The organism is Arthrobacter sp. AG1021 (genome assembly GCF_003633665.1).
Taxonomy (GTDB): Bacteria; Actinomycetota; Actinomycetes; order Actinomycetales; family Micrococcaceae; genus Glutamicibacter; species Glutamicibacter soli.
In genome coordinates this window covers 207,899-221,660 of the sequence record NZ_RBLB01000010.1, presented here as the reverse complement: position 1 = coordinate 221,660, position 13,762 = coordinate 207,899, and the positions used below count along the sequence as shown (strand labels likewise).

The window sequence follows — 13,762 nt, the reverse complement described above, 5'->3', positions numbered from 1 at the left end:
GCCTAGAACTGTTTCTCCTAGTTATTCGCCATGTGATTTTAGGCTCATGAACCGATTTCCGGGTGCCGCGCGTAAGCTGGACGGATGGAAATCACAGCCGACAACCCCTGCCCCTGCCGAGCGCTCGACGCGGACCAGGCCAGCGACGCGGACCAGGCCAGCTATGCGCAATGCTGCCAGCCGTTCCACGAGCACCGGGCCTCGGGGCAGGTGCTGCCGGCGACCGCCGAGCAGCTGATGCGCTCGCGCTACAGCGCCTTCGTGCTGGGCCTGGCCGATTACCTGCTGCAGTCCTGGCATGAAACCACCCGGCCGGCAGAGCTGCTGCTGGACGAGGACCTGCACTGGGAAGGGCTCGACATCGTGAAGACCCGCTCCGGTGGGGCCCAGGCGTCCCGCGGGGTCGTGGAGTTCACCGCGCACTATTCCCAGGACGGGCAGCGCGGAAGCCAGCATGAGGTGAGCACGTTCGTGCGCGAGAACGGGGCCTGGTTCTACCTCGACGCGCTCTACTAGCTGCTGGCCGCGACGAGCATGTTCAGCATCTGCGTCTGCTGGCGTTCCTTGGCCAGCGTGAAGGCATCCGATCCGGTCTGGTCCTTCAGCGTCGGATTCGCTCCGTGGGTCACCAGCAAGCGGGCGATGGTGATGGAATTCGTGGTTCCCTGGCCCAGCACGATGGTTTCGTGCAGCGCCGTCCAGCCCAGGTCGTTGACGTGGTCGACGGGAATGTCGGTCTTCAGCAGCGCCCGCACGGAACCGACCTGACCGTTCTCGGCGGCCACCGACAACGCGGTGCCGCCCACGCGGTTGGTCGAGCGGGTGTCGGCGCCCTTGTCCAGGAATGCGCTCAGCGTGCTGACCATGCCCGAGGCGCTGGCCCGCAGGAATGGCGACTCCTGGTAATCGTCCTTGGCGTTCGGGTCCGAGCCCGCATCCAGCAGGTGCTTGCAAATGGCTGCATTTCCCACGATCACCGCGCGCATCAGCGGCGTGCGCCCGGAGGAATCCTTGGCGTGCAGATCCGCTCCGGCCTTGACTGCCTTGCGCACCGCATCCGGCTTGCCGTCCTCGATCGCGCGGTACAGCGCCGAGGTCTGCTTTGAGAGGCTGGCGGCCGCAGTCGGCAGCGCGCTGAGCGTCGCCCCCGCCACCGCGCCGGAGGACAGCGGCGCAACGCTCGCCGTGGGCGCAGCAGGGGCAACCGGGGCAGTGGTTTTCGGGGCTGCCGTGGGTTCCACCGATTCGGCGCCGGCGGCGGACTTCTTCGCTTCGGCTTTCGCCTGCGTCGTGGCCGGAGCCGGGGGCGCGGAGGACGCCGGGGAAGCAGGTTTTTCAGCGGAGGGCGACGGGCTGGACTGGACGCTTTCGGCCTGCGGCGCCGCTGGCCCGCACGCGGTGCAGGCGCCGATGACGGCGGCCAGCGGAAGAGCCAGCAACGCAACACCGCGACGGGTCGTGGTGAATCCGGTACGAGGTGCCATCGTTCCTTTCGCGGTCCGCAAACCTCGTTCGCAGCCGCAACGCGGCGTTGAACACTGCTCGGTAACTTACGTGATCTGCAATTGAGCTTAGCGCTCGAAGCTGAAAATTTGCGGGCAATCCGCGTCGAGAACTCTTGGCGTTCCGCCCCCGGGTTCTTCGCTAAAATCGTAGGCACCATGGAATGCCTTTATTTCTCCGCCGACCGCTGCCGCTCCTGCACCCTGATGACGGTGCCCTACGACCGACAGCTGCAGTCGAAGGTGGACCGCTGCCAGGAGCTGCTCTCGGATTTCGGGCAGCTGACCTTCCTGCCTGCCCAGGCGAGCCCCGAGCAGGGTTTCAGGAACAAGGCCAAGATGGTCATCTCCGGCACCACGGACAACCCCACCATCGGCATCCTCGACGCCGATGGCCACGGTGTTGACCTGAGAAACTGCGGTGTCATCGATCCCGCCCTGCGGGCCATGTTCCCGGTCATCGAACGCTTCATCCACGAGCTGAAGCTGATCCCCTATGACGTTCCCAAGCGCAAGGGCGAATTGAAGCACGTGATCCTGACCCTCTCGGATACCGGGGCGATCATGGTCCGCTGGGTGCTGCGCACCAAAAAGCACTTCGTGGCCCTGCGCAACTCGCTGCCGCAGTTCGTGGAGAAGATGCCCCCGGGCTCGGTGGTGTCGGTGAATTTCCTGCCCGAGCACAAGGCGGTGCTCGAAGGGCAGGAGGAGATCATCCTCACGCGCCGCACCACACTGCAATTCGAGCTCAACGGCATCCCCATGCACCTGCGCCCGCAGGGCTTCTTCCAGACCAACACCCACATCGCGGCGGCGCTCTACCGCCAGGCCCGCCAGTGGATCAACGACGTGGATCCGGAAAGCATCTGGGACCTGTACAGCGGCGTGGGCGGCTTCGCCCTGCACTGCGCCGGCGAAGGCCGCACCGTGCACGGCATCGAGACCAGCACCGAGGCAGTCGAAGCCGCCGCCACCAGTGCCCGCAACCTGGGCCTGGAGGGCGTGGAATTCATCGCCGGCGACGCCACCGAGTACGCGCTGGGCGCGGGATGGGCCCCTGACGCGGTCATCGTGAATCCTCCGCGCCGCGGCATCTCCGCCGAGCTGGCCGCCTGGCTGAACGATTCGGACGTCGAGCACCTGGTCTATTCCAGCTGCAACGCCGAATCGCTGGCCCGCGACCTCAAGCGCCTGGACAAGTTCACCCCGCAGCTGGCCCGCGTCATGGACATGTTCCCGCAGACCGAGCACTACGAGGTCATCGTCAAGCTGCAGCGCAGCGCGGCCTGAAGTCCCGCTAGCGGTCCAGCGTCGCGGTGCGCCGGTCCAATCGGCCCATGATCTCATCGACCAGATGCGGATCGACATTCGGCTCGCGCCGCGCCTTGAGCAGCTCGGCACGTGCAGCCTGCAGCGCGATGCCCTGGATGGCGTCGGCCTTGGCGATCACCGCGCGGATCTGCGTGTACTTCTCGTCGGTGATCGCATCGTGCGGGTCCGGGTCGGTGGCCAGGATGGTGTGCAGCGAATTCATGCGCCGGCGCACCGCCTGCTGGTAGTTCTCCGGCAAATCCTGCAGCTCCACGTTCTTCTTCAGCGTCGCAATGGCCACTGCCTCGGCCCGGCGGGCCAGCGCGCGGCGCGCCCGCTTGGTGTCCTGCTCATTGCCGCGCAGCTTCAGCACACGCATCAGCGCCGGCAGCGTCAGCCCAGGGATCACCAGGGTCATCAGCAGCACCGAGCACGCGGCGACCACCACGAAGTTGCGTCCCTCGATCGGCGCGCCGTCGGCGGTGACCTTGGGCAGCGCCAGCGCCAGGGCAAGCGTGGCCAGCCCGCGCATGCCGCACCAGGTGAGCACCAGCGTGTCCTTGGCGGCGGAGATCTTGGGGTTCTTGCGGTTGGGCAGGTAGTAGGTGGCGAACATCCACACGGCGCGCACGCCGATCACGACCACGCAGATCGCGATAATGCCCGGGATGAAGCCCAGCAGGTTGCTGCCCTCCTCCTGGATCACCGAGTTCATCTCGATGCCCATCAGGCCGAAGGCCAGGCCGGTGGCCAGCATCTCCAGCACCTCCCAGAAGGCGTGGCGGGTCAGCCGCTCCTGCGAATCCTGCGGGCGGTCGCGGCGCACCATTTCCAGCGCGGTCACCACCACGGCGATGACACCCGAGACGTGCACCTCCTCGGCCAGCATGTAGACCGCGTAGGGGGCCACCAGGGTCGCGGCGCAACGGGCCGCGAGGTTCGGCACGAAGCGGTTCAGCGCGCCAATCAGCCAGCCCATGGCCAGACCCAGGACCACCGCGCCGGCCGCGCCGAGCAGGAACTGCGGGATGATTTCCAGCCCGACCTCGGACTGGTTCTCGGTGGCCTGCACCGCGAGCTGGAAGATCACGATGGCCATCGCGTCGTTGAACAGGCCCTCGGTTTCCAGCAGCGAGGTCAGCCGCCGCGGCATCTTCACCTTGGTGGCAATCGCGTCCACCGCCACCGGGTCGGGCGGGGCGACCACGGCGCCAAGCGCCAGCGCCAGCGGAATCGAGGCGATGGGGGCGAAGGCCCAGGCCGCAGCGGCGACCAGCCCGGCGGTGACCACGATGAGGATCACGGCAAGGCGGATCAGCGCCTTCCAGCGGAACCGGAACACCGACCAGCTGCTGCGCTGCGCCGTGGCGAAGAGCAACGGCGGCAGGAAGATCGGCAGGATCAGCTCCGGATCGATGTGCATCTCCGGCATGAAGGGCAAAAAGCCCGCCAGCGTCGCGAAGATCAGCATCAGGATGGGATAGGGGAGCTTGATCCGCTCGCCAATACCCACGATCAGGATCGTGGCGAACAACAGTGCAATGACCAGCAGGAAAAACTCCATAGTCTTCCTATTCTAGTTCTCAGCCCCGCAGGATCAGGGATTTTAGTTGCTGTTTAACGCGCCGTCGCCCAGCAGCGGGGCCGCGGCAGCCCAGTCGTCGATGGCGCAGCCGTTGTGCCGGTCGAAGGAGACGCTCACGCTGCGCCCGGCCAGCGTCCCGGTGATCTGCGCGGTGTCGGGGCCTCCGTAGATCTCGGTGCAGATCCGGTTCTGGTTGGCCGCGGGGGAGAGCACGGCGGGGTTGGAAGCGAGCAGCGCGCAGGCCGCCTCGGCGGTGGGCAGGGTGCTGCCCGCGCCGACCTGCTCGCCCTGGCACCGCAGCCGGTATTCGCCGGATACCGTCGCGCCGTCATTGCGGACCACGATCTCCAGGTCCGTCGGGGAAGCCTGGGGTTCTGCCGCGGAACAGCTGGCCAGCGCAATTCCGGCGGCGAGCGCCGCGGCCGCAATCAACAACCCGGAGGCCAGCGGAGGCTGGCGTTTCAGCGTCTGCGCATCATCCATGGGCTCATTCTGCACGCCAGCTGCGCACATTGCCAGAGGTCGTGGCCGCAGGGCCGATCGGTCCGTTTATTCGGGCAGCACCAGGGCATTGGCCACCTCCAGCAGCCGGGCGCGCAGCACCTCGGCCCGCTGCGCGAAGTCCTTCTGCAGGCGCACGTACTCGGCCTTGCCCTCCGGGGTTTCGATGCGGATCGGCTCATGGCCCCAGTCGCCCAGGTCGTAGGGGGAGGCCTGCATGTCCATGGTGCGGATGTCCCACGCCAGCTCGAAGCAGTCCATTACCAGGTCGCTGGGCACCGCGGGCGTGAGCTTGTACGCCCACTTGTACAGGTCCATGTTCGCGTGCAGGCAGCCGGGCTGCTCCAGGTCGCGCTGGGTATCACGGGTCGGCTGCAGCTCGTTGAGCGGCGCGGCCTGCGGGGTGTAGAAGCGGAACGCGTCGAAATGCGTGCAGCGGATCCGGTGCGATTCGACCACCTCGTCCGTGCCGGCGGCGCCCAGCCGCAAGGGCAGGTACTCGTGGCGGATGCCGTTGACCTCGGACTTGTAGGCCATGGCCCACTCGTGCAGGCCGAAGCAGGCGAAATTGCCCGGACGCTGCGCGGTACCGGCGAGGATGATGCGGGCGAACCGGATGGCCTCGGTGCGGGCCTGGCCGAAGGCCTCGGCATCCAAAGCCCAGCCGGGTCCGGCGGCGGTGTCCACCGGCCGATAGAACTTCCAGCTCTCGCGCTGCGCGGCCTCGGGCCCGGAAAGCACCACATCCATCCCGGGATGCCAGCGGTAGAGCTGGCCGGGCTTCTGCGTGTAGTAGGTGAACAGGAAGTCCTCGATGGGGTGCTTGTGCCCCTTCATCCTGCGGGCCACGAAGGGCTCGCCGAAGGCGCGGGCGCGCTGCTCGTGCGCGGCCGCCCGGGACAGCCAGTCGGCGGGAGCAAGGACGTCAAGGGTTTGGGGCATGGCTCAATTATCCGGTCTCGCGCGCGGCAACTCCACCTTTGGTACGCCAGTTCACACCTCCCCCAAACGCCGGGGGAGGCTGGCGGACGGCGCCGCGGCTGCGCATACTGCAAGGCAGGAACACCAAAAACCCAGGAGGCCGCACGATGAAGGAACCATTATGGGAGCCGCCGCTGGCCGGCACGGAAGCGCAGCACCTGTCCGGCATGCTTGACCGGCTGCGCGCGACCTTCCGCTACAAGGCCGACGGGCTGGGCATCGAGCAGCTGCGCTTCAGGCTTGCGTCCAGCGCGCTGAGCCTGGGCGGGCTGCTGCAGCACCTGGCCGCCGTGGAGGACGAGAAGTTCATCTGGCTGATCGCCCGGCGCAAGCCCGAAACGCTGCTGGCGCTGACCGCGGACGGGACCGACCAGTTCCAGGTCGTTGGCGAGGATCCCGCTGCGGTCTACCGGATCTACGACCGCGCCGTGGCCGCCAGCCGGGAGATCCAGCTCGAACTGCTGGAACCCGGGGCGCTGGAGAAGCCCAGCGCGCTGGATTTCGGCGGCGAACACCCCAGCATCCGTCGGCTGGTGTGCGACGTGATCGAGGAATACGGCAGGCATGCCGGCCATGCGGACCTGCTGCGCGAGGCGCTGGACGGCCGCGTCGGCGAGGACCCGCCCTGGGACTACCTGCCGCCGTGGTATCCGCGCAGCTGACGGCAAAAAGCTGCGGCCCGCACCGCCACCGATCGGGTGGAGGGGCGGGCCGCAGGTGGCGGCGGATGCCGGGGGCAGATCCGCCAGGCGCCTAGCCCATGGCGATCGCGCCGAACAGCACGCCGGAGGCGAGCATGACCAGGCTGACCACCAGTGCACGCCACAACACCTTCTTGTGGTGGTCGCCCAAGTCCACGCGGGCCAGGGAGACCAGCAGGAGGATTGCCGGGACGAGCGGGGACTGCATGTGCACCGGCTGGCCGGTGATGGAGGCGCGGGCCATGTCCACCGCCGGAACTCCGAAGTGCGCGCCGGCCTCGGTGAGCACCGGCAGGATGCCGAAGTAGAAGGCGTCGTTGCTCATGAAGAAGGTTGCCGGGATGGAGATCAGGCCGGTGATCACCGCCATGTACTGGCCCAGCGAATCAGGGATGATCGTCACCAGCCACTGGCTCATCGCGTCGACCATGCCGGTGCCGGACAGCACGCCGGTGAGCACCGCGGCCCCGAGCACCATGGAGACTACCGCGATAATCTCGCTGGAGTGCGAGGCGATCATCTTGACCTGGTCGGAGACCTTCGGGAAGTTGACCACCAGTGCGATGGCGGTGCCGATCATGAACAGGTAGGACAGCGGCAGCACGTCCACGACCAGCAGCACCATGATGGCAACGGTCAGCGCGAGGTTGAAGAAGAACAGCTTCGGGCGCAGGGTTTCGCGGTTCGGATCCAGCACGGTGCCGTCCATGGTCGCGGTTTCGGTGCCGTCGCCCTTGGTGGCTACGGCTTCCAGCACGGCGATCGGGGAACCGGACACGCCGCCCGGGGTCTTGCCGCCCTTGCCGGAACCGCCCTGGCCGCCGGTGAGGTTGCCGCCGCCGAACGAGGTGCCCCACAGCTCGGGATGCTCGCGCTGCATGCGGCGGCGCTCGGCGATGCCCATCTGCCAGGCGAAGATGCCGATGACCACCAGGGCGATGCCCAGCGACGGGAGCATCGGGACGAACACGTCGGAGGCCTCGACCCCCAGCGCCGCGGCGGCGCGGGCGGTCGGACCGCCCCACGGGACGATGTTCAGCGTGCCGTTGGTCAGGCCAGCCACGCAGGTCAGCACAACAGGGCTCAGGCCCAGGCGCTGGTAGATCGGCAACAAGGCCGCGGTCACCACGATGAAGGTGGTGGAGCCGTCGCCGTCCAGCGAGATCACCGCGGTCAGCAGGGCGGTGCCCACGACGACCTTGGCCGGGTCGTTGCCGACCAGCTTCTGGATGCCGGCGACCAGCCGGTCGAAGAGCCCGACGTCGATCATCAGGCCGAAGTACATGATGGCGAACATCAGCAGCGCCGCGGTGCCGGACATCGACTTGATGGCGTCCATGATCATGTCGCCCAGGCCGAAGCCGGCGCCGGCGAACAGGCCGAACGCGGTCGGGACGATGATCAGCGCCAGCAGCGGGGTCATGCGTTTGGTCATGATCAGGACCATGAAGGTGATGACCATGAGGAATCCGAGTGCAACGAGCATTGCCCCGACCTCCTTGGATCTGTGGTGCCACATCGGCGTGGCATCCGGTGGAATGAGGAATCCCTTCCACGCTACGTGTCGGCGCTCACGTTGCGGGGCTTGTGCTGATTACTGCCCCCTTTAGGTCATTGGAATCTTTTTGCTCATAAAACTCACTCGGGCGCACTCCGGTGGATATGCTTGGTGCCATGCATTCCTCCCGACCCGGAACCCGGCACTTCGCCTCGCGCATCATGCGGCTGCAGTTCATCGTGGTCGGCTTCCTGATCGTGCTGGTCACGGCGGGAACGCTCTACGCCAGCTACAACCAGGTGTTCAACCGGGCCGAGGACCGCTCGCTGACCATCGCGCGTTCGGTGGCAGTCATGCCCTCGGTGGTCCAGGAGGTCGAGCGCTACGCGGCCCAGGACCGGCTCGATGTCCAAGCGCTGAGGACCGGCCCGCTGCAGGAGACGGCCCAGGCGATCGTGAACCGCGGAGATGCATACTTCGTCGTGATCACCGAGGACCGCGGCCTGCGCCTGAGCCATCCGAACCCCGCTGAACTGGGGCTGAAGGTCTCCACCGAGCCGGTGGCCTTGGCTGGTATCGAGGACGTTTCGCGCGAGCACGGCACCCTGGGCGAGTCGGTGCGCGCCAAGGTCCCGATATATTCCTCTTCCGGCATGGTCATAGGCGAGGTATCGGTTGGCGTGACCACCGATTCGCTGACCGGGGCGCTGGCGCAGTCCTTCAGCTGGATCGCGCTGTTCGCCCTGCTGGCCGCCGCGCTGGCGGTGCTCGCCGGACGCTACACGGTGCGCAAGCTCAAGCGGCAGACCCTGGGCCTGGAACCCTCGGAGATCGCGCAGCTGGTCCGCGACCAGCAGGCGGTGCTCTACGGCGTGACCGAAGGCGTCATGGGCATCGGCGTGGACAACCGGATCACGGTGCGCAACAAGGCGGCCCGACAGCTGCTGGGCCTGCCGCACCGCACGGAGCTGCAGGACGTCGTGGGGCGCCACTACGCGTCGGCCGGGCTTGATGCGGCCCTGGTGCGCGCCATCCGCGAGCACGACAAGGCGCCGCTGCGGTTGAACGCGAACGGGAATTCGCTGATCGCCCGCGTCACGGACGTGAACCGCGACGGCGTGGATCTCGGGCAGGTGGTGCTGTTCCACGACGTGACCACCGTCGAGGCGCTGGGCACCAAGCTTGACGCGGTGCAGGACATGGCCGATGCGCTGCGCGCCCAGCGCCACGAATTCGCCAACCGCATGCATGCAGTGCTGGGGCTGATCAACCTGGGCAAGATCGAGCAGGCCGAGCAGTATCTGCAGGAAGTCATGGAGACCGGGCCGAAGATCGCCCAGGTCCCCGGGCTTCAGGCAGTGCAGGACGCCTACCTGTCGGCATTCATCTCCGCCAAGGCGGTGCGCGCCCACGAGCAGGGCATCGAGCTGCGCGTCTCGCCGCAGTCGATGCTCTTCGGGCAGATCGCCTCCGCCCATGACGCGCAGGACGCCACCGCGGTGCTCGGCAACCTGCTGGACAACGCCTTCACCGCCGCGCTGCGCGGCGCCGGGGAACCCTGGGTGGAGGTGGACCTGCTCTCCGAGGGAACCACCTTGCACCTGGCCGTGGCGGACTCCGGGCCGGGCATCACCACCGGCCTGGACATCTTCTCGCCCGAGGTCTCCACCGGCTCCGCCCTGGGCGGCGAGCACGGCGCCGGGGTGGGGCTGCCGCTGATCCGCCGGCTGGCCCAGTCGCGCAGCGGGGACGTCTGGGTGGCAGACCCCGGAGGCGCCGACGGCGGGGCGGTCCTGGCTGCCCGGCTGCCCGCGGCGCTCGCCGAACCCCGAACCCCCACCGAAACCCCAACGGAAGGACAGCGCCCATGAGCGGCAAAACCACGGGAAACTACCGAGTGCTGATCGTCGACGACGACTTCCGCGTCGGCGCGCTGCACGCGGAGATGGTCAACGCGCTGCCCGGATTCCAGGCGCTGGAACCGGTGCAGGATCCGCGGGTGGTGCCCAAGGTCGTCGCCGCGCAGAAGCCGGACCTGGTCCTGCTGGACCTGTACCTGCCGCATGTCAGCGGGCTGGAACTGCTGCCAGCCCTGGGCGTGGACGCGATCATGATCTCTGCGGCGACCGAGCCGGAGAACATCTCCCAGGCGATCTCGCGCGGGGCGCTGTCCTTCATCATCAAGCCCTTCGGCGCCAAGACGCTGTCCTCCAAGCTCAAGGGCTGGGCCCGCTACCGCCGGCAGCTGGAAGGCGCCGGGCAGCTGGACCAGCAGGGCATCGACCGGCTCTACAAGACGCTGCAGGGGGTGGACGACGCGGCCGCCGCGGGCGCGAGCGCCGCGCCCACCGAGCAGGCGGTGCTGGCCTGCGTGAAGCAGTCGGCGCAGCCGATGAGCGTCGCCGAAGTGGCTGAGGCGGTGGGCGTCGCGCGGGCCACCGCGCAGCGCTACCTCGCGGCGCTGGTCGCCAACGAGGCGCTGGAGCTGCAGCTGGGCTACGGGACGCGCGGCCGCCCCGAGCACCGCTATATCTCGCGTTAGGTGGCGTCCCAGAGACGGCGGTAGAAGTCGATCTTCCGTTCATCGGGCTCGATGCCGTAGCCGGCGTACACCTCGGACTGGACCCCTGCCCCGAAGTTCCATTCGGTGCTCCATGCGGCCACCGCCAGATCGGCCCAGCGGTCGCCCACGCCCAGCTCGCCGAAGTCCACGTGCCCGGTGACCTCGTACCCGGGGCCGACCAAGGTGTTCGGCGCGCAGGCATCCCCGTGGCAGACCACCAGGTCCTCCTCGGGCGCCTCGGTGAGGAAACGCTCGCGCAGCTCGCCTGCGAGCCAGCCCGCGCGGGTGGCCACGTCCCAGCGGAACGGGCAGCGCTCGACCGGCAGCGCCTCGTGCAGCCGGCGCAGCCCGCGGCCCAGTGCGCGGGCCGCCAGCTTCGGTTCGGCCTTGCCGACATCGGACACCAGGTTCTGGCCGGGCAGCGCGGCGGTGACCATGAGCTGGCCGTCGTCGAACTCCTCCAGCGACAGCACCCGCGGCACGGCCAGGTAGTCCGCGGCCCAGCGCAGGCGCTCGGCCTCGAGTCGCAGGTCGAGCTCATCGGCCGCGCCGCGGCCCGCCCCGTTGGCAGAGGCCGTGTACGGGGACCACTTCGCGAAACGCTGCGCCGGTCCTTCGCCGAGGCGGTAGGTCACCCCGCCCAGCGCGTTGAGCCAGACCCCGTGGACCGCCTCGCCCCTGGCAGCCTGGAGCACGCGGGGCGGCACGGGAAGATTCTCCGGCGGAGCGGCGGCGAGGAAAAGGGGTTTGCTCATGCACCCAGCATGACAGCGCCGCGTCCGGCCCCGCAAAGCCCGCCGGCGCGTTAACGCCGCAGGCGGCCGGGCACCGAAGTGCCTGGCCGCCTGCGGATCCAGCGGATGGCGAGCCTAGCGGCCGGTGCCGCCGTACACGGTGGCTTCCACCTCGGTGTCCAGGTTGAACGCGGTGTGGATGGCGCGCACCGCGTCGTTGAGCTTGTCGGCGTCGGTCACCACGGAAATGCGGATCTCGGAGGTGGAGATCATGTCCACGTTCACTCCGGCCTGGTGCAGTGCCTCGAAGAAGGTGAAGGAGACGCCCGGGTTCGAGCGCATGCCGGCGCCGATCAGCGACAGCTTGCCGACCTCGTCGTTGTGCTCGATGTCCTCGAAGCCGATCTCGCCCTTGGCGGTGTTCAGCGCGTCCAGCACATGCTTGGTCTCGGTCATCGGCAGGGTGAAGGAGATGTCGGTCTTGCCCGAGCCGCGGGTCGAGATGTTCTGCACTATCATGTCGATGTTGGCCTGGGCCGCGGCGATCACGCCGAAGATCTGCGCGGCCTTGCCCGGGATGTCGGGGACACCGATGACGGTGACCTTCGCCTCGGAATGGTCGTGGGCAACACCGGAGATGATTGGCTGTTCCAAGGGTTCTCCCTCTTGAATCTTGATCTTGTCGTTGGGGTCCGGGAGCACCCAGGTGCCCTCGTTGGTGCTGAAGGAGGAGCGCACATGCAGCGGCACTCCGAAGCGGCGGGCGTATTCCACGCAGCGCAGGTGCAGGATTTTGGAGCCGCTGGCCGCCATCTCCAGCATTTCTTCGCTGGTGATCTGCTCGATCTTGGTTGCGGAAGGAACCACTCGGGGGTCGGCGGTGTAGACGCCGTCCACATCGGTGTAGATCTCGCAGACGTTGGCGCCGAGCGCTGCGGCCAGCGCCACCGCGGTGGTGTCGGAGCCGCCGCGGCCCATCGTGGTGATGTTCTTCGATTCCTTGCTCATGCCCTGGAACCCGGCGACGATGGCGATGAATCCGCGGTCGATGGCGCGGCGCACGCGCTGCGGCGAGACCTCCATGATGCGGGCCTTGCCGTGGGTCGAGTCGGTGATCAGGCCGGCCTGGGAACCGGTGAAGGAGGCCGCGCGTTCGCCGAACTGGTCGATCGCCATGGCCAGCAGGGACATGGAGATGCGTTCGCCGGCGGATAGGAGCATATCCATTTCGCGGGCGGGCGCCTCGTCGGTCAGCTGGCCGGCAAGGTCCAGCAGGTCGTCGGTGGTGTCGCCCATTGCGGAAACCACCACGACCACTTCGTGGCCCTGGTTCTTGGTGTCAATAATTCGGCGCGCGACGCGTTTGATGCCTTCGGCATCCGATACGGACGAACCGCCGAACTTTTGCACAATTAGGCCCATGGGCACTCACTCCACCTGTTGAAAGCTGTGGCTCGCGCGCTTGTCCGAAGCACCGCCGACACCGCGGGTGGCGGGCGCAGGAAAATGCCGCGCGAGACATCTACCAGATAAATATTGTGACAGCTTCGCTCGATCATGACCTACTTGTGACGTTAACGGTTGGTCATATTGCCTAGAGAGCGCCGGGGAATGTGCCTTAAATCGCTCCCTATCCCTTGGTGCGAGCCAAAATTTGTCGCCAAAAGGACTTCCACTCCGACACCATCTCGGGGTTCCCAGCCTTAGTAACGTTTACGGCAATGCTTGCTTTTTCGCCCTTGAGCCCAATGTCTACTTGGGTCTTGGTGCCGTCGCTGAAACTCGCCCGCCAGTAGCGCCAACGTTCGCTGGAGCTGAGCGCAGGGTCCTCGGCCAGCGTCTGCCCATTGAATTCGGCCAAGCCGGAAACCGCCTGCAGCCAGCGTTCCAGCGCGCCGTCCAGCGTCGTCGGGAGCGTCGCGGTGGTCGATCCCTGGAAGCTTCCATCCTGGGCCTGGCCGGGAACTCGGCGGCCGATTTCCTGTTCGAAGGCCACCGCGACACTCTGGGCCCACCATTCAGGGTTCTTCAGGTCCTTCGGCATCAGCGTGGCGGCCAGCTGGGCAATCTGCTGATGGACCAGCTCGGTCGCCGAAGCCTCATGCAGGGCCTTCGACCATTGGCTCCACGGCCGTCCGGTGGCGCGGCGATTGCGTCGGTGTTGCTGCTTCGTGTTGCCATGCTTGAAATCTAGCGTGAATGCGCCGCACCCTCCAGTTGGGGACGTGCTATTGCCTGCAATAGGCGCACACGATGGAACGCGCCAGCGCCAGGCGTTCGTTCTCCGGGACATTTCGGCGCAGCTTCGATTTTCTTGTCCGGATCCATAAACGAAAGGAGCCGCGGACTTCGATATGTGTCGAAGTTCGCGGCTATTCCGGCGGCG

13 protein-coding genes are annotated in these 13,762 nt (G+C 67.3%); 5 read left to right on the top strand and 8 right to left on the bottom strand.

Annotated features, from left to right (window positions below; all coding sequences use genetic code 11):
• The first annotated feature begins 84 nt into the window (after window positions 1–84).
• Entirely contained in the window at window positions 85–516 is a 432-nt protein-coding gene (locus DFO58_RS14585) for a YchJ family metal-binding protein (protein ID WP_183043215.1), read from the top strand.
• Here DFO58_RS14585 and DFO58_RS14580 read toward each other — a convergent pair.
• Window positions 513–1,484: an ankyrin repeat domain-containing protein gene (locus tag DFO58_RS14580; protein ID WP_120991536.1), complete on the bottom strand. Its 972-nt coding sequence runs from the start codon at window positions 1,482–1,484 to the stop codon at window positions 513–515. The two genes, DFO58_RS14585 and DFO58_RS14580, sit on opposite strands and share 4 nt — an antisense overlap.
• A 177-nt stretch (window positions 1,485–1,661) precedes the next feature.
• Between DFO58_RS14580 and DFO58_RS14575 the strand changes: the two genes are divergently transcribed.
• Complete coding sequence (locus DFO58_RS14575; RefSeq protein WP_120991535.1) at window positions 1,662–2,792, top strand: methyltransferase domain-containing protein; 1,131 nt, start codon at window positions 1,662–1,664, stop codon at window positions 2,790–2,792.
• 7 nt (window positions 2,793–2,799) lie between these two features.
• On the opposite strand, the gene DFO58_RS14570 is transcribed toward DFO58_RS14575, so the two are convergent.
• The 3 genes from DFO58_RS14570 to DFO58_RS14560 all read right to left on the bottom strand — a co-directional run bounded on the left by DFO58_RS14570 (window position 2,800) and on the right by DFO58_RS14560 (window position 5,841).
• Window positions 2,800–4,377 (bottom strand): sodium:proton antiporter, encoded by a 1,578-nt coding sequence (locus DFO58_RS14570; RefSeq protein WP_047118082.1) that lies wholly within the window; start codon window positions 4,375–4,377, stop codon window positions 2,800–2,802.
• 42 nt (window positions 4,378–4,419) lie between these two features.
• Window positions 4,420–4,881 carry a hypothetical protein gene (locus DFO58_RS14565; protein ID WP_120991534.1) on the bottom strand — a complete coding sequence of 154 codons (462 nt, stop codon included), beginning with the start codon at window positions 4,879–4,881 and terminating at the stop codon, window positions 4,420–4,422.
• Window positions 4,882–4,947: 66 nt separating this feature from the next.
• Window positions 4,948–5,841: a 3-methyladenine DNA glycosylase gene (locus DFO58_RS14560; RefSeq protein ID WP_120991533.1), complete on the bottom strand. Its 894-nt coding sequence runs from the start codon at window positions 5,839–5,841 to the stop codon at window positions 4,948–4,950.
• Between the two features lie 146 nt (window positions 5,842–5,987).
• Between DFO58_RS14560 and DFO58_RS14555 the strand changes: the two genes are divergently transcribed.
• Window positions 5,988–6,542, top strand: a complete 555-nt coding sequence (locus tag DFO58_RS14555) for a DUF664 domain-containing protein (RefSeq protein WP_120991532.1) — start codon at window positions 5,988–5,990, stop codon at window positions 6,540–6,542.
• Window positions 6,543–6,633: 91 nt separating this feature from the next.
• Here the strand turns inward: DFO58_RS14555 and DFO58_RS14550 are convergent, their stop codons facing one another.
• Window positions 6,634–8,067 carry an SLC13 family permease gene (locus DFO58_RS14550; protein ID WP_120991531.1) on the bottom strand — a complete coding sequence of 478 codons (1,434 nt, stop codon included), beginning with the start codon at window positions 8,065–8,067 and terminating at the stop codon, window positions 6,634–6,636.
• Between the two features lie 188 nt (window positions 8,068–8,255).
• On the opposite strand from DFO58_RS14550, the gene DFO58_RS14545 reads away from it, so the two are divergent.
• Entirely contained in the window at window positions 8,256–9,950 is a 1,695-nt protein-coding gene (locus tag DFO58_RS14545; RefSeq protein WP_120991530.1) for a sensor histidine kinase, read from the top strand.
• Window positions 9,947–10,621, top strand: coding sequence for a response regulator (locus DFO58_RS14540; protein ID WP_047118077.1), 675 nt, complete (start codon window positions 9,947–9,949; stop codon window positions 10,619–10,621). Before DFO58_RS14545 ends, DFO58_RS14540 begins: the two co-directional genes overlap by 4 nt.
• Here DFO58_RS14540 and DFO58_RS14535 read toward each other — a convergent pair.
• The 3 genes from DFO58_RS14535 to DFO58_RS14525 all read right to left on the bottom strand — a co-directional run bounded on the left by DFO58_RS14535 (window position 10,618) and on the right by DFO58_RS14525 (window position 13,669).
• The gene (locus DFO58_RS14535) at window positions 10,618–11,397 is read right to left on the bottom strand and encodes an aminoglycoside 3'-phosphotransferase (RefSeq protein WP_120991529.1); all 780 of its coding nucleotides are present in this window, start codon (window positions 11,395–11,397) and stop codon (window positions 10,618–10,620) included. The two genes, DFO58_RS14540 and DFO58_RS14535, sit on opposite strands and share 4 nt — an antisense overlap.
• A gap of 114 nt (window positions 11,398–11,511) precedes the next feature.
• On the bottom strand, window positions 11,512–12,798 hold the full coding sequence (locus tag DFO58_RS14530; RefSeq protein ID WP_120991528.1) for an aspartate kinase: 1,287 nt from the start codon (window positions 12,796–12,798) through the stop codon (window positions 11,512–11,514).
• A 208-nt stretch (window positions 12,799–13,006) separates the two neighbouring features.
• Window positions 13,007–13,669: a hypothetical protein gene (locus tag DFO58_RS14525; RefSeq protein WP_120991527.1), complete on the bottom strand. Its 663-nt coding sequence runs from the start codon at window positions 13,667–13,669 to the stop codon at window positions 13,007–13,009.
• Window positions 13,670–13,762 lie beyond the last annotated feature (93 nt).

Coding starts and splice junctions, on each gene's coding strand:
- DFO58_RS14580 (WP_120991536.1), bottom strand. CDS start 1,484: ATGGCACCTCGTACCGGATTCACCACGACCCGTCGCGGTGTTGCGTTG.
- DFO58_RS14575 (WP_120991535.1), top strand. CDS start 1,662: ATGGAATGCCTTTATTTCTCCGCCGACCGCTGCCGCTCCTGCACCCTG.
- DFO58_RS14540 (WP_047118077.1), top strand. CDS start 9,947: ATGAGCGGCAAAACCACGGGAAACTACCGAGTGCTGATCGTCGACGAC.
- DFO58_RS14565 (WP_120991534.1), bottom strand. CDS start 4,881: ATGGATGATGCGCAGACGCTGAAACGCCAGCCTCCGCTGGCCTCCGGG.
- DFO58_RS14545 (WP_120991530.1), top strand. CDS start 8,256: ATGCATTCCTCCCGACCCGGAACCCGGCACTTCGCCTCGCGCATCATG.
- DFO58_RS14585 (WP_183043215.1), top strand. CDS start 85: ATGGAAATCACAGCCGACAACCCCTGCCCCTGCCGAGCGCTCGACGCG.
- DFO58_RS14525 (WP_120991527.1), bottom strand. CDS start 13,669: ATGTCCCGGAGAACGAACGCCTGGCGCTGGCGCGTTCCATCGTGTGCG.
- DFO58_RS14570 (WP_047118082.1), bottom strand. CDS start 4,377: ATGGAGTTTTTCCTGCTGGTCATTGCACTGTTGTTCGCCACGATCCTG.
- DFO58_RS14530 (WP_120991528.1), bottom strand. CDS start 12,798: ATGGGCCTAATTGTGCAAAAGTTCGGCGGTTCGTCCGTATCGGATGCC.
- DFO58_RS14550 (WP_120991531.1), bottom strand. CDS start 8,067: ATGCTCGTTGCACTCGGATTCCTCATGGTCATCACCTTCATGGTCCTG.
- DFO58_RS14535 (WP_120991529.1), bottom strand. CDS start 11,397: ATGAGCAAACCCCTTTTCCTCGCCGCCGCTCCGCCGGAGAATCTTCCC.
- DFO58_RS14560 (WP_120991533.1), bottom strand. CDS start 5,841: ATGCCCCAAACCCTTGACGTCCTTGCTCCCGCCGACTGGCTGTCCCGG.
- DFO58_RS14555 (WP_120991532.1), top strand. CDS start 5,988: ATGAAGGAACCATTATGGGAGCCGCCGCTGGCCGGCACGGAAGCGCAG.